This is a genomic window from Streptacidiphilus jeojiensis (assembly GCF_042510965.1).
GTDB lineage: Bacteria > Actinomycetota > Actinomycetes > Streptomycetales > Streptomycetaceae > Streptacidiphilus > Streptacidiphilus jeojiensis.
Genome location: NZ_JBEUKS010000002.1, coordinates 256,926 through 271,985 on the forward strand (window position 1 = coordinate 256,926; position 15,060 = coordinate 271,985).

Annotated in this window: 11 protein-coding genes; 3 read left to right on the forward strand and 8 right to left on the reverse strand. The window is 65.1% G+C overall.

Annotated features, from left to right (window positions below; translation table 11 throughout):
• Window positions 1-126 precede the first annotated feature (126 nt).
• The gene (locus ABUW04_RS07075; RefSeq protein WP_380563611.1) at window positions 127-1,278 is read right to left on the reverse strand and encodes a DNA cytosine methyltransferase; all 1,152 of its coding nucleotides are present in this window, start codon (window positions 1,276-1,278) and stop codon (window positions 127-129) included.
• Window positions 1,279-1,624: 346 nt separating this feature from the next.
• Here ABUW04_RS07075 and ABUW04_RS07080 point away from each other — a divergent pair, with 346 nt between their 5' ends.
• Window positions 1,625-3,022, forward strand: coding sequence for a DNA cytosine methyltransferase (locus tag ABUW04_RS07080; RefSeq protein ID WP_380563612.1), 1,398 nt, complete (start codon window positions 1,625-1,627; stop codon window positions 3,020-3,022).
• Window positions 3,023-3,345: 323 nt separating this feature from the next.
• Here ABUW04_RS07080 and ABUW04_RS07085 read toward each other — a convergent pair whose 3' ends face one another.
• From ABUW04_RS07085 to ABUW04_RS07110, 6 genes are all read right to left on the reverse strand, one after another.
• Entirely contained in the window at window positions 3,346-6,306 is a 2,961-nt protein-coding gene (locus tag ABUW04_RS07085; RefSeq protein WP_380563613.1) for an ATP-dependent helicase, read from the reverse strand.
• Window positions 6,307-6,474: 168 nt separating this feature from the next.
• Window positions 6,475-7,158 (reverse strand): hypothetical protein, encoded by a 684-nt coding sequence (locus tag ABUW04_RS07090; protein ID WP_380563614.1) that lies wholly within the window; start codon window positions 7,156-7,158, stop codon window positions 6,475-6,477.
• A 394-nt stretch (window positions 7,159-7,552) separates the two neighbouring features.
• Window positions 7,553-8,884: a hypothetical protein gene (locus ABUW04_RS07095; protein ID WP_380563615.1), complete on the reverse strand. Its 1,332-nt coding sequence runs from the start codon at window positions 8,882-8,884 to the stop codon at window positions 7,553-7,555.
• Window positions 8,885-8,924: 40 nt separating this feature from the next.
• On the reverse strand, window positions 8,925-9,788 hold the full coding sequence (locus ABUW04_RS07100; RefSeq protein WP_380563616.1) for a hypothetical protein: 864 nt from the start codon (window positions 9,786-9,788) through the stop codon (window positions 8,925-8,927).
• A 481-nt stretch (window positions 9,789-10,269) separates the two neighbouring features.
• On the reverse strand, window positions 10,270-11,148 hold the full coding sequence (locus ABUW04_RS07105) for a hypothetical protein (RefSeq protein ID WP_380563617.1): 879 nt from the start codon (window positions 11,146-11,148) through the stop codon (window positions 10,270-10,272).
• Window positions 11,149-11,206: 58 nt separating this feature from the next.
• Entirely contained in the window at window positions 11,207-11,593 is a 387-nt protein-coding gene (locus ABUW04_RS07110; RefSeq protein WP_380563618.1) for a hypothetical protein, read from the reverse strand.
• Between the two features lie 44 nt (window positions 11,594-11,637).
• Between ABUW04_RS07110 and ABUW04_RS07115 the strand changes: the two genes are divergently transcribed.
• Complete coding sequence (locus tag ABUW04_RS07115) at window positions 11,638-12,213, forward strand: hypothetical protein (protein ID WP_380563619.1); 576 nt, start codon at window positions 11,638-11,640, stop codon at window positions 12,211-12,213.
• 36 nt (window positions 12,214-12,249) lie between these two features.
• Window positions 12,250-12,825 carry a hypothetical protein gene (locus ABUW04_RS07120; protein WP_380563620.1) on the forward strand — a complete coding sequence of 192 codons (576 nt, stop codon included), beginning with the start codon at window positions 12,250-12,252 and terminating at the stop codon, window positions 12,823-12,825.
• A gap of 217 nt (window positions 12,826-13,042) precedes the next feature.
• Here ABUW04_RS07120 and ABUW04_RS07125 read toward each other — a convergent pair whose 3' ends face one another.
• Window positions 13,043-14,134 carry a hypothetical protein gene (locus ABUW04_RS07125; RefSeq protein WP_380563621.1) on the reverse strand — a complete coding sequence of 364 codons (1,092 nt, stop codon included), beginning with the start codon at window positions 14,132-14,134 and terminating at the stop codon, window positions 13,043-13,045.
• Window positions 14,135-15,060: the final 926 nt, after the last annotated feature.

A 15,060-nucleotide genomic window follows, 5' to 3' on the forward strand; every position in this document is an offset into this window, starting at 1 on the left:
AGTTCGGGCAGTTTGTCTCTACGATGCAGCCCCGAGACTGTTGGCCGCATGTGACCCGAGCTGGCCGGCTGCCTCTCGTTCACTCCCCAGGGGGAGGGAGCGGCGACACGCGACTCCCGGTACGTCTCAGAAGCCAGGAAGTGCGGGCTGCGATACCAGAGCCGGAGTCCGGAGCGGGAAGCGGAAGGCTGCTACGGGCGCCTGCTCGCCCTGGAGGGCATCGGCACGCCTCAATGCGCTGATGATGCTCTCGCCGACCGCCTTGGCCACAGGCGGCGGGAAGGCGTTGCCGACCTGGCGGTAGGCGGCAGTCTTCCTGCCGGCGATACGCCAATCGCGGGGCAACCCCTGAAGGATCATCGCTTGTTGAACGGTCAGCTGCACACCGAGTTCGTCGGTGAACTTGCCGAACTCATGGGGGTCGGCGGGATTCGCTCCTGCGATGCTCATGCCGTTCACGCCGAATTCAGCCCACTGACGCTTGGCACGCGTGGGCCCGAGATCGCCCCCGCCGTGCTTCTTCGAGCCACCGACGAGGGTCGGGGCGACTTTGCCGACGTGTTCGGCCTTCGCCCCCCAAGCCGCGTGGGCGCGATCGATCTGCGAGATGGCCTCAGGGTTCCCCGCGTGCAGCTGTCGCAGAGCCGCGGCACGACTAGCCATGGAGTCCTTCAGCGCGTCGAAGACGGTCGTCGCAATCTCGGCTCCGTGCGGCAGGCCGTCATAGAACGCCGCACAGTCGTTCTTCAGGGCGACCAGAACGGCCCTGGGGCGCAATTGCGGTACTCCGAATTTCCACGCCTCAAGGATCCGCCAATCACAGACGGTGTAGCCCGAATCGCCGAGGCGTTGGATGATCTCTTCTCGATATGCGCTGAATTTCTTGCTCAACAGACCGCGAACGTTTTCGATCATGACGGCCCGGGGCTTCACGACGTCGACCAACTCGAGGAAGCAGGGGAAGAGGTCCCGCTCGTCCGCGCTGCCCTGCTGAAGCCCGGCTGCAGAGAAGGGAGGACATGGGACGCCTCCAGCCAGGAGATCCAAGGTGCCGGTCTGCGGCATCAGGCACGCGGGATCCAGGTCGCGGAGGTCGCACTCGATGACGGCGCAGTCCTCCCAGTCGTGAGAGCCCACGTTCTGGCGTAGCGTTTCGCACGCACTGGCGTCGTTCTCGACCACGGCGACGTGCGTGAAGCCGGCTTGGTGGAGCCCGAGAGCCTGGCCCCCCGCGCCGGCGCAGACCTCCACGGATGTGTAGCGGCGTTCGCCTGTCATGATCATCCCCCCTGTTCGACTGACCGGTTGCGTCGAACAGCAGAACGGTATCGGCCCGGTCTGACAATCACGCATGCGCGAGTGAGGGGCGTACCGGTGAGACGATGGGGCGCAAGCCGCAACTGCCGTCCGGCTGCACGGGCGGGGCCGCTCCGCAGAGGGGATGGTTGGTCGGCCGTTACGTTGCGCCAGCATGGACACAGGGGCGAACGCCGACGATCGTCGGGGCGAACAGATTGGACAAGCAGGAGACGAGCGCCTACGGTGACGCCCAGTCGTCGACTCGTGTCGAGGTTTCCCGCCAGGCGGGCGACATGTTGTGGTAGATCGAAGCTAATATCGTCGCATGCGCCATTCGGTAACACCCGCCCCGATCACGGTCTTGGATCTCTTCTCTGGTTGCGGCGGGTTCACTCAGGGGTTCCACGAATTCCGGTCGGACACTCGAGCGGCGGTCGACGGACCTGCTTTCTCGAGCCTCGCGGCCGTGGAACACGACCGCTCGGCGGCGGCGACGTACGCTGCGAATTTCGGAAGTCTCGCTGGTGCCGACGAAGCAGATCGCGCGCGCGTTTACGTCGGTGACATCGAACTGTGGAAGCCCACCGATGCCGAGCTTCAGGCCGAGGTCATCGTAGGTGGACCACCTTGCCAGGGCTTCTCTGGCCTCAACCGAGAAAAAGTCGGAGCTGAACGTAATTCCCTCTGGCGCGAATACGTTCGCATCGTCAGCATCGTTAAGCCCAAGATCTTCGTCATCGAGAATGTCGAGCGCTTCCTTCGCTCCTCCGAATTTGACGACCTGTTGACAGAGATTAGTCCCGGAGGGATTCTTGCGGACTATCGACTGGTGGATCCGATCGGGGCTTCTCCCGGGGATAGCCCAAAGAAGCGAGCCGGGCGCTACGTACTGAACTCTGCTGACTATGGGGCCGTCCAGGCGAGGCGCAGGGCCATTGTGATCGGCGTTCGTAAGGATTGCGAACGTGGGGAACTCCTACATTACCCGTCGCCCACGCATGCGTCCCGGTCAAAGATCGCGAAGGACCAACAACGGCTTTTCGATTCCGAATCTGCCAAGCTACTGCAATGGAACCCCGTCGACGGGGTGTTCGACGAATCTTCGCGCCTGCGAATTCGTGGCACCGACCTGCCAGACGCTTGGGAGTGGTTCCAGGAGGTAGAGGACAAGGTCCGCGGTGTTTTCACCACTCGCGACCTCCATATCGGGCGGAATCCGGAACCCCTCTCACTCGCCCGCTATGAGGCCATTCGTCGCGGCGGGAATCGCAATGACTTGCGGGATAAGTGGTTCACCGTCGACGAGTCCGGCAAGACGAGGATTCTGGACACCGCAAGCCTTCCAGGAGTCTCGACGCCGGTCGAGTACCTGTCTACCGAGAGTTGGGACAACCACAAGAGCGGATCCGGAGATGTAATGGGCCGGGTTCGACTGGGAGATCCCTCCGTCACTATTAGAACAGAGTTCTACAAACCCGAGAAGGGGCGCTATCTGCACCCCATAAAGAATCGGCCTATCACGCACTATGAGGCTGCGCGAATTCAGGGTTTCCCTCTGGACTTCAAATGGTGTGGGACGAAGGTTGCAATCGCAAAGCAGATTGGCAATGCTGTTCCGATTCCATTGGGGAGGGCTATCGCGTCTGCGCTCCATGCGTGTCTACGAGGTTCTGCAGCAGCTGAATCCGGTGGGAGGGCTGGGGAGTTGAACCCTCGACTCTAGAATGAGCGGAGTGCTGAATGAGCTGGCATAGGCCTCTCGGACTAGATTGTGCCCAAGAGTGCGGAGCTCCGGTGCAAGCCCTTGACCGCTCGCCGGCCAACCGGTTCACCCTGCCAGTAGTTCAGCTTGGCCCTCGTACTCAGGTGGCCCCAGCGCTTGTGAGCCTCGCTGGGGTCGTTCTGACCATCTATCCGCGCGGGGGCGATGGCGGGCGGCAGCGGCCTGGGCCCGTTCTAGCAAGTGCAGGAACGGACCCGAGTGCCTCAGTGGCGCTCTCGCCGGCTATCGGGCTCCAGTCATCACAGAATGAGTCATCGGCTCCGTCACTGATCTGGGCCGGTCCGAGAGAAGGCCCCCACCTGGAGGAATCGCTTCCCGCCCCGCCCATCTGGCAGATGGAGGGCAGGAGGCTCGATCTCGCCCGCAAAGGGTTCCAGCTTCTTCGAGCAGATGCTTGAGAAGTCGCACCCGCTGCACTTGGAGCCTGAAGCGCGCTGTGGGAAGTCGCCCGCTGTGATCCGGTCTACCGCCCACTCCACGTTGGAGACAGCGGAATCGACAGCATCTAGGTCGACGGGAACCTGGACCCGCTGGCCGTCCTTGAGGAGGTGGACCGCCCCGGTGCGAGCATTGACGCCGTGGACCAACTCTGCACCACGTCCGTACAGTTGGACCTGGAGGGAGAGGTCTTCCCAGTGCAGGTCCGGATTGTTGGTGGGTTCCGGCCCGCCCTCCATGGTCTTGAAGTCGATGACCTTAGCCTCGTTGATCTTGTCCGTGGCATCGACACTGAGCAAGAGGTCGATGGCACCGGAGATCACAGCTCCCTTCACCGGTACCTCGAAGGGAAGCTCGACCTGGCGCTTGAGGTCGAAATCCGCTCCGTACCTGTCCGCGTAGTCGGCAACGATCTCCCCGGACTTCTGTCGCGCTCGCTCGTAGGCGCCCGGACGGTTGATCGGGTCGGCGCTGGGAGCAACATGCTTCAGGTGGAACATTTCCTCAGCGATCGACCTTGCTGCATCGGGGCTGGGAGCAGCGTCCGGGTAAGACTGGTGCAGCTTGCCGACGGCCGCATGCACTGCCCGCCCGAAGCCGAAGAGCTCAGGGATGGCCGGAGAGAAGCCGTTGACGACGCCGAGCTTGTACTCGTGGGGACAGCGCATATAGGTGTGGATCTGCGAATACGTCGTCGGGAGCACGGAGGCATCGCCGCGACGATGAGGTGCCGCCTGGGATGGGGAGATGAGCGGCGGTGCCGCAGGATCCAGGATGTCTCGTCGGATCTCCGGATGGGTCAACCGGGCTGCAAACGGCGAGACGCGTGCAAGGCGCTTCCCGCCTGGCAGTTGTGCCGATCCGGTGATGTACAGAAAGCGTTCAGCTCGTGTGATGGCCGTATAGAACAGGCGCGCCTGGTCCGGCGCGCCGGTCTGGTAGGAGCCGTTGTCGATGGCTTGCTGGATCAACACCTCGGGGATCCACCCGTCGTAGGCGCGGCGCCGGCCGGGGAACCGACCGTTCTCCACGTCGACCACGAAGACCACGGGGAACTCAAGGCCTTTCGCCTTGTGCACGGTTGACACGCTGACGGCGTCCGGGCGGCTCATCATCTGGCTTCCGGTTTCATAGCCGTCGCCAGCGACATTCTGGAGGAAGTTGAGCAGTTCACCGAATCGGCTCTTGCCGTCGATTGAGACGTATACCGTCTCTACGTCCTTCATGATGCGGCTGAAGGTGCCCAGGTCCGTCATGACACCGTCGTCAAAGGCGCTGTGGGCGATGTCGAGTGCTTCGAGAAGGTCATGCAGGAGTTGCTGAGGGAAGAGCCGCTGCCTGGGAACACCAGCCGTGACCGGGGTGTGGATCCGGCGGCCCCAGTCCGCGAACACGCTCTTCACCCGCCCAAGGTCGGCCAGAGGGAACGCGGCTACCAGCTCATCCTGGAACAGCCGCTCCACCTGGTCGCGATCCGGGGACTTCTCCCGCAACAGCTCGAAGGCGCTGCGGATCGCTGACGGCTGTGCGCGGTCGAAGAGCTGACCGCCCGCGTTGAGGTCGTATGCGATGCCCCTTGCGTCAAGGGCGTCGATGAAGGCCGTATGCCGCTTCGTGCCGTCCGCCTCCGGTTGCTTGGTCGAGCGCATGAGAATGGCGAAGTCCGCTGGAGTGAGTCCGCGGGTGACCCCGTCGGACTCCTCATATGCCGTTCCCATCAGTTCCTTGATCCGGCCGGCGACGAACTCCGCCTCCGCGCTACGGTCCGGGAACTGAACTGCCGCGATCTCCCTGGGACTGCGATCCGCGTGCGCCCTCAGATTCTTGGGGAGGCGCATGGCGCCCAATTCCTGTGCGGCGAAACCCCCTGCAGCCTCGACGATCGCGGACGTCGATCGGAAGTTGGTGAGCAGCTTGTGAACCGAGGCGTTGGGGTAGCGGCTGTCGAATTCCAGGATGTTGGTGACGTCGGCACCGCGCCATCCGTAGATGGCCTGGTCGTCGTCACCGACCACGAAGAGGCTGTCGGAGTGCTGGTGCATGAGGCTGATCAAGCGTTCCTGCACGACATCGACGTCCTGGTACTCGTCGACCAAAACATGGCGCAGGGCGGCCAGAGCCTGGACGGCCCCTGGTTCCTCGGCCTCCAACGCTTCCACGACGAGCCTCTGCATCAGTGAGAAGTCGATGAAGTTGTCCTGCTCCATCTGAGTGCGGAGTCGTTCCAGGGCCTGTCCCAGCTCCGGGTCCTCTGCCGCGACTGCTGCAGGGTCGAGAAGCTCGTCGTTCATCATCTGCCAGGCGCGGCCCATCTGCGCAAGGGTCTCGAAGTATCCGCGACGGTTCCCACTGTTGGTGTTGTGATTGTCTCGGACGGCGTTGAAACCGAGCTTGGGGTACCGCGAGATCAGGTACACCCGGAACTGCATCTCATCCAACACGTCGAACTGGCGGTAGCGAGCGTCCATGTCACCGAGCACTCGGCGACACCAGGCGTGGATGGTCCCGATGTACATGCCTCCGACCATGTACGGATCGAGAGCGCACTCGCGGAGAGCAGCGGCCACCCGCGTCTTGATCTGTTCGCCCGCCTTCTCGGTGAAGGTGAACGCGACGATTGACTCAGCCGGTGCGCCCCCGGCGATCTGGTGCGCCACGCGTCCGGCAAGTGTTCGTGACTTGCCGGATCCAGCGCCGGCCAAGGCCAGCACCTCCGCTTCCGGTGCCACAGCGGCGGCGTACTGCTCATCGGTGAGCCAGCGCCTGAGTGCCTCATCCGCAGTCATGGTCTTGCCCTCTTCCTGGAGTGAGTTCCACCACACGTCACTCTTTCAGGAGGGTCTGACAATCGCACTCGGTGACTACTCGGAGTCGCCGCCGCAGCTCGCTGTCGATCATTCAGTATCCGGCACAGTGGATCTGGCCAACTCGTCGTCCAGTGGACACGAGTTCGTTCACCACAGTCGATCCTGGCCGTCGACGGCAGGGCCCTCGCCACCGGCTGGGGCTGCGGTCGCAAGGATGAGCTCGGCCAGCTCAGCCGTCTGACGGATGGACGGTGCCATGATCAACAGGAACTCGGGCCTCTCCTCGTCGATCCCGAAGCCACATCCCGCACGCTGGACAAGAGGTTGCAGCCACGCCGCCTGCTTCCGATCGGCCGCCAGATACACGACGGGGCAGGAGCTCCACGAGTGCTTCTCGAAGTGACTTCGGCAACTTGCGGCAGGCACACAGCCGACCGTAGCCAAAGCGAAGGAGAGTCCAGCGACGCCCAACTCTAGGCAGCCGAAATTCGGCTCGCTCGAGGAGGGATCGCCAACCGTCTCGATGATCGCATCGCTACCTACCCTCTCGGAGAACCTTTCCGGTAGGGCGGCAGGGTCGTTGTACTCCATGGCACTGCAGACCTGCTCGTACTCCTGGACGCCTATCGCCAGCAGCTCGACCAAGTCCAGTATCGTGCGTTCTTGTTCGATAACCTCCAATGCTTCCTCCCGTGTCACCTCGCCCAGGTTCCACGTGTTATGGAAGTACCCGATCCCGTCGTCACCGGCGAGATCGTCGGGATCCGGCATCCAGAAGGCCGCTTCACCTGGGATCTCGGGGTCGATATCGACATTGAACCTCGGAATCACAACCTACTCCCCCCTGTGCTGGACAGTGTGTCGACAGGCGCTCGCTCTTCCTCTACACACTGTTCCCGTTTGGTTGATCGAACTGCGCTTCACCATTTCATTCTTGCATTAACGGTCGGAGTCGGAACGGATTGCCCGTCAGCTGTGGACTCCTCGGCCTCAGTTACCCCAGGACCACTGGTCGCCCAGTTTCATGATGGCTCATCAGTCCGCCGATCATGAGCTGTTCAGGAGGAGTGCGTACATGAACGTCGGTCTTCCCAAAGCGGACAGTGCTCGGGCAAGGTTTCACCGATGCAAGGTTAGTGGCGGTACGTCAGGCAGGTTGCTGAAAGCCTGGTTTGAGGAGGTTCCTGTGGACTGCCTGAGTCCCTTGGCCGGGCACTGGTCGGCGTCAGCTCCTGCGGGGCTCGTATGGGCTCCATCCGCGGAGGTAGGGTCTCAGTTCCTCGGGTCCGATGGGTGGGCTCTTCGGCATGCGGGGCAGACCGGGGATGGGGTCGGTGTGCTTGGCGTAGGCGCGTGCCCAGGTGATCCATTTGCGGACAGCGTGACTCTCTTCCGGATCGTCGGCGGAGTGGTGCTCGAGGTGCAGCTCCACGGCGTCGCAGTAGGCGCGGATGCGTTGTGCCTCATCCCAGGCGGCGACCTGCTGGTGAAGTGCCTCGAGGCGGTGAGCTTTCAGGAGGTCACGGCGAGCGCGATCCTTGGCCGTGTGCCATGCGCGGAGCATCTCCTGTTCCTCGCGTTCTCTGGCGAATTGACGCTCAAGCTCGGCACCTGCGCGCTGTTCGATCTCGTGGAGCACGTGGGGGAGTTGGTCTTCGAGTTTCCAACGCTTGCGGTCGCCCCACCGGTGCCGCTGGCCCCGGTGGGACCAGGATGCCTCGACGAGGTAGAGGTCGAGCTGGTGGGTTGGGCGGGTGGTCTGTGCGGTCACGCGCTGCCAGGCGTACCGCACACTGTCCGAGTCCGGCACCTGTGTAGAGCCCTCGCTGAGGGCGAGAGGGATGGCGCCCCCGTCGAAGGCGATCACGAGACTGGCGTGAGCCTCAGGTCGGGCGTGGTCGATTGCGAGGCCGTGTTGTTGGGCTGCGGTGGCCAACGCGTGAAGGATCCGGCGGGCGCGGTCCTGGCAGCCGGGGCATACGTTCAGGACAGCGTCGCGGACAGCCGGTTGCACGTTGGCCGCAACCAGGGTCAGGGGCACAGCGACGGGTTCGCCGGGGGCTACGGCCTGTGCGGGCTGTTCTCGGGGCACCAGCCGGATGACGAAGTCGCCCTTGTCCCGCCCGGACAGTCGAAGCTGCTTGTCGGGAGGAAGCGCGTCGGACGTTCTCCCGGCGTGCAGGGCACGTCGTAGACGCGCCCGCTCCGCCTGGTCCGGGTCGTGGAAGCGCAGCGTTCCGCCGGCGCGCACGAGATCCGTGACTAGCCCGGCCGCCTCGCGAGCGAGCCGGTCAGACCTGCCGGTGTGGCTCTGCCCTGGAGAATCGGCAGGTGCCGGTGACGCTTCGGTGTTCGCGTGGACCTGGCGGAGCCCGGCTTCGGTGGGTGAGGCGCTCCACCGGCCATCTGCCCACGCGGTCGTGACCAGACCGCGGTTGCGCAGTGCGTAGACGGTGATGGCCAACGTCGAGTCGGCCGAGGTGACCGGTTCAGTGTTGTCGCAGATACGTTGCAGGACAGCGATCTGGCGTTCGTTGAGGCGAGTTGGACGCGGCATGGACCTAGGTCATACCCACGGCCCCGGCGACGGCAAGGGGTCAGGACTCCGGCTCGGGGGCCAGACGAAGCAGCTCCAAGGGCACCCCAAGCCGCGCCTCGAACTGATTGGCGATGGCCTGATGCCCCGAGGACCGCAGGGCCTGGATCGCTTCTTCCATGAGCTTCCCGATGCGGACGACCTCGACGCGCAGCGCCTGGAGCTCGACCCGGCGCTCTACGACCTCGGCACCGCACCACTGACGCACAAGGTCCCGCGCGGGTTGGAACTCACGGTCCACCTCGGCGCAGATCTCGGCGTCCATATAGGTGCCGGGATTCTTGCCGCGGCCGCGGTAGTGCTGACCGTAGATTGCCCGCTGCCGCTCGCGTTCCTCACATGATGCCAGTTCGGACACCAGAAACTCGGCGTGGGCCCGGGCGGTCAGGCGTGCGGCCGCGAGCGCGGTGGGCCAGGGGGCGATCACCGTGCCGTCGTCGGTGAAGCTTCGCGGATCGTTGGTGAAGAACTCCTGCGGGACCTCCAGGAGTGCTGCGAAGGCAGGAACGTCGCGAACGAACAGGACGCCACGTTTGCGCCAGTTCCAACCGAGCGACGCCACACCCTGCAGCGGGCATGTGTCGAAGACCAAGGTCGCTGCGACGAGGTCCACGTCCTCCTGCAGTGGGCCATCGCTGATCAGGTCCGCCCACCTTTGCTGTTGCTCCAGCCAGGCCGTCTTCCGTTCCCACGGCACGCGCAGTCGGGCCGGCGGCACCCATTCCTCGCGCCCCTCAGCCTTCTCGGCCATGAAGCGCACCTTCACCCTTAACGGCCGTTGGGTGCCCTCCTTGAGGATCTCCACCTTGCTGACCGGCCCGACGTACGGGGCAACGCGATACGCCCACCACTCACCCACCTGCATGGCTCACCTCTACCCTCTATTTCCTCACGAGGAGCCACCCGCTGCACTACATCCCTAGACTCAACCCAGACGGTGACCGATCCGGGCTGTTGTGATGCCATGACGATGCTCGGGGCGGCAGGGGAGATGGTGGTCGCGGCCTTTCCGGCCTGCTTAGTGCTTTCCGCGCCGAGTACTTGGAGTGTGTCAGGCCGTGCTTCGCCCGCAGCGCTGCGTCTATGCGCACGAGTGCACTGGGCTGTGTGGCGGCAGGCTACCGGTCGGCGATCGCCACCCCCGCGCGGCCAAGAGGCGACGCAGTGCAGGGCCAGCACCACCTGGTCGAGCTGGGGCGTCGCACGGCGGAGCACTGCGCTGGGCAATGGGCGGGTGCAGGCCCGCTACGACGGCGACGAGGTTCGCGTCGTCCGAGCGGCCCCGGCATGGCCGCAACCGGGCCAGCCCTGCGGACGGCGGTGAGCGCGGCCTAGGTTTTGCTTGGTCAGTGGTACTTGCGTGCCCGTGAGTCGAATAGGTCCAGCGCTTTAGTGATGGTCATGCAGGCCAGCGTCGTCCAGAAGTGTAGGTTCGTGACGGAGCCGGTCATCCGCACGAAAAGGATCTTGCCCGTCTGAGACTGGACCTGACGGGGGAGCTGGTTCAGTGAGCCGCTGAGGTCGCCGTGGGCGAGGGCGCTGCAGCCCTTCCACGCGAACTCCAGCACCTTGCCCATGTCGAGGCTGCCGTCGAAGTCGGGCGGCCTGGCGAGTTCCTGGCCGGCGGTACGGACGATGTCGGCGTAGCCGGTGAACTTCAAGGCGGACTTCAGCGCCTTCGGCTCGGTCAGCGTGGCGCCCGCCGCCTGGAACAGTGCAACCAATTGGGTCCACTGCTCGGCTTCACTGCGGGGAAAGAGCGTGTCGGGATCGGCCCGGGGCTGGCAGGGCGGGGCCATCGCGGCGGCGACCACCGCGGCCATGGCGCGGTTGTTCTTGTGGTCGTCGGCTTGCAGCGTCAGCCGGCGACGGACGCGTTCCAGGCGTTGCGGCGGGGCGATCAGCCACACCGCGCGGGCGCTGTTCTCCAGTGCTCCGCGTAGCAGGGTGGCTTGCCCGTGGGTGTGCAGTACCACGGACGCCTTGTCGGCGTCCATGCGCTCTACCAGGGAGGAGCGCAGGCACTGGACGTGGTCGATCGCGACCTGCAGGGCGTGTTGGACGCTGTGGGAGAGGTGGTACGGGTCGGTCCTGGCGTCGTCTCCGGCCAGGGAGCTTCCGGGCTGCACCCGCCAGGCGGTTTCACGCCGCGGCTCGTAGCGGGTGAGCAGGATCTCAATGTAGGTCAGGCTGTTGCGCAGCAGTTGGGTCTCTTCTTCGTCCACAACGCCCGACGATAGGTACTGAGTTGCTGCCGTGTCGCCTGATTTCTCCCCACCGTGGTTATTTGCGGTATTTCCCGATCTCCGTGGGCACAGGAACAGCCCGCGGTAGCCAGCTGGCTAGGACGCCGCCGGCCATGAGGGTGTCGTTGACTTCCAGGGAGCGGCTGTGGGGGCTGTTCGTGGTGCAGATGATCCGCATCAGCGACACGCTCTTGGCCAGGCGTAGCTGAGTCGTCTTGTCGGGGGTGGGCGTGCGGGCGCAGACGGCTTCGGTCCACTGGAGCAGGCCATGGCGCATGGCCGCGCAGTGTTGTCGGACCGCTCGGGCATGATGGCCCGTCATGACGACGTACGAGATACCCGCGCTACTGAATGTGTTCGACGACTTCACCGTCAGCTGTTCCCGGCAGGCCGGGCAACTGAGCAGCTTCGTCGGCGAGGACATGGGACGTCTACGCGCACTACCTCGCCGCGAGTGGCCCGGTCGAGTTGATCGAGTCCGAGGTGCCGCGCCGCGACAACGCAGCCTTCGGTGACTACCCCGTTCCGCAGGTGCGGGACCTCGACGCCTGGCTCGTGCATACGGGCTCGCTGATTGCCTGTGAGTGCAAGCAGTGGACGGCGTCCTCGGCCGACACCCGGCGCTCCGTGCCTGCGGATCCGCAGGCGCTGGCTGGCTTCGCCCGCGCACAGTGGGCGGTGCTCACCGCTCCGCAGGTGTGGCAGGAGCTGTGGACCGGCACCACGAAGGTCGCCCTACCGCTGCGGCCGCCGGGCGGCTGGAGCGAGCAGGCGGCCTCGGACGCTAAGCGCGTCCTGATCGTCTGGCGGCCCGTGTCCGTGAACGGCACGGACTGCGAGTCCATCCTCAAGACCACGACCATGCGCGAGGGTGTTGAAGTCGACCTGGAGGTGGCTGTGTTCTCCGCCTCCTTGTACCTGCGCCAGCGGCTTGCCGCGGGAGACACGGCGCTGATCGGAACCTTCCCCCGTTTGGACGCCCTGCTCGCGTTGCTTCGCACCGTTGTAGGCGAGTCCGGGCCGGTCGGCCGGTTGGTTCGTTAGCCGAGGGGATCCGGTCAGGTCGGTGGCGGCAACACGGTGGTCGGCCAGAAGGCGGAGGGCCAGGGCCTCAATCCGCGGCCACAGCCGGAGCACCTCGGCTTGGGCACGCTGTTTCTGGTGCAGCCAGTTCGACGGGCGCGGCCGGATGTCGACTGGTCCGTAGTCGAGGCAGTTGTCATCGGGGAGCAGGTCGACCAGCTCGCGGGCCAGGTGCTGGTCGTCCAGGTCGCCGACCTCGATGGCCCACTGCTCCGCCGGGGAGAGCGGGCCTCGGGTCTGGGCGTAGGCGAGGTCGGCTTGGACGCCGGCGGCGAGGACCATGAGCACGTCCCTGGGCGGCGCCGCACCCAGGCTCACGCCATGATTGACGCCGCGGGCCCGCCGCGTCCCGCACCGTGCGCACGCGGCGCCGGGTGCCACGGCCAGGTCGACCGGCGGAATGCCTGCGTGCGGGGCGACGGCAGCATGGCCGACCTCGTGGAACGCGGCGCTGAGCAGCGCCGGGTCGGAAACCGCCTCAGCTATCACATCGAGTACGGCCCCACCGTGCTGCCGCCGTGGGCGGTAGCGATGGCCCTCATCTGCCAGCCTACCCGCGCCTGCTGGCGATGATCGCCGCCCACGCCTCCTACGAAATCGTCCTGGACCTCGTGCACGTCCTGTCCGCCCACTACGGGCAGAGCACCGGCTGAATCTTCGACCTCGGAGTGTGCGCAGTGGCCTGGTCGGCATGCTGCTACTGGGCCAAGCGCCCGCATCAGCTGGCACAAACCTCGGCGAATGTGCCACCGACCCCGGTCTAGGAATGGCCTCGCGTCCCTTCAGCCCCTCACACGAGGGAGTCGGAGCTGAGGCCAGCTGCTCCTCGGACGTTCTCGATGATCTCCTGGCCCTTGGTGTCCACGAAGTGCGTCGCCGCTTGCTGGCCGGCTCCGAACAGAGCGGCCCAGGCCAGAATCTGCCCTTGGGAATCCAGCTTGTCGAGGCCCGGAATCAGGCTGCCGCTGATCATCACCATTCCCAGGACTGCCGACACGGCTCCAGCGGGGAGCTTCAGCAACGCCAACACCAGAGGAATCGAATACGGAGCGGACCTGCCGTCCAGCTTGCTGAGCGACACCGCGGTCGTGAGCGCGGCAGCAGCGACGCCAAGCCCAGCAACCAGGCTGATGTCATACGGGCCAGGTGAATGACCACCATTCGGACAGACGACGTTCCCTGGGGACACACGCGGTGTCGCCTTCGCAGGGAAGCACAACGACAGCATGTCGGAGTGGAACCACCCGAAGGCTGCCAGGGCGACAGCGATCACGGCCAAGACCGCGGACCCCACCAGGACGACGTTGCGAAAGCTCCGGGCGCGGGTCTTCTCCACCGAAGCCGCCGCGAATGCGGCCCGGAGGACACCCACGGCAAGCTTCTGATGTTCCTTCTCTAGAGGCTTCGGTGTGGGCGGACGCCCGAGGAGGGTCTCCTCGATGGCGACTCGGTGCGGATCCCCATGCCGAAGGTGCAGGCGTGCGAACGCCCGGACATCGACCCCCCAGCTTTCGAGCTCATCCTCTGGGGCGAGCTCCAATAGGTTGAGCGTCGCCTCGTGGATATTCGTCCAGGCACGTTCCACCACGGCCCCGGTCAGGATGCCGAATCTGCGATTCGCTGCATCGTCAGCGGCATCCAAATGCCCTCTCGCGCCCTCAATGAGAGCAGCGCGCTGCCCGCTATTGAGCGACAAATTGGTAGTTGAAGGCGTCGCAGGGCTGGCCTCCTCGGCTGCATTGAGCCGGACACGCAGTTCGGTGACATGAGTGAGAACGACCTGCCGCCAAGCACCAACTCCCATGTATCCAACAAGACGATCCTTGAGCCTGGTAGGCCAGGGGATCTTCTGGGGCTCGTCCCCGTTATCCTTGGTTGCCATGCACACTGTGTAACCGGTTCGTGCTGGGACTACGCAGTTATTGTCTTTTTCGCCGCTAAGGGCTCGCAACACGACCTTGTGGGGTGGTGCAGGTCAGCCGTAACCGGTACGACGATTGAGCCGTTCGTGCTGGTGTGAGCGCCAAGCCGTGGGTCGTGGACGATGAGCGGTGGGCAGTGATCGAGCCGGTGCTGCCGCCGTGGCCGGTGCGGATCGCCGGGCCCGCTGCCGGTTCCGGACCGGCTGTGCCTTTAGAGGGTGCTGTTCGTGCTCTACGCCGGGATCCCGTGGCAGCAACTACCCCTTGAGTTGCCTCATGCACCACAGCCGTGGACGACGCCTTCCTCCACGGCCTGCGCCAGGCCGCTGCCGCGGGCCTGGACTCCATGATCCACCTGCCCTGAACGGCGCGGTACTGACCCGAACCTCCGCCGGATTCGCAGCCAGCCCCCGACCTGCCGACCGGCCCGGTCACCGCCTTCGACACGGTCACCGCCGCCCTGCAAGCCCCCGGCGCATGTATTGTCGCCCTGATCACCCCTCGTCACGGAGCGCCTGTGGCGAGAGCGGCTAGGCATGCGGGGCTACGGGCAGGGCTTGCGCAAGACCACTTCCGGGACGGAGAGGCTCCACTGCTCGGGGTGATGGAACTGCCGGTGGTCGTGCAGACCTGGTCGGCGACGGCCTGGGGGCGGTGTCGACCAGGTCCAGGGCGGTGGAGCTCTGGATCGTCAGTTTCTTGTCGTCGCGAGTGAAGCTCACCGACAAGGATGGTGCCGGCTGCTCCGCCGGGCGACGGGAGGGTGGCCAGCCTGGCGGGGTGCGCCGGGTCCTTGATGTTCCATAACTCGACCGACGCTCCGCTGACGACGGACATCAGCGAGTTGTGGTGGCTGAGAGTGAGCCCGCTGATGTCGGTGGAGGTG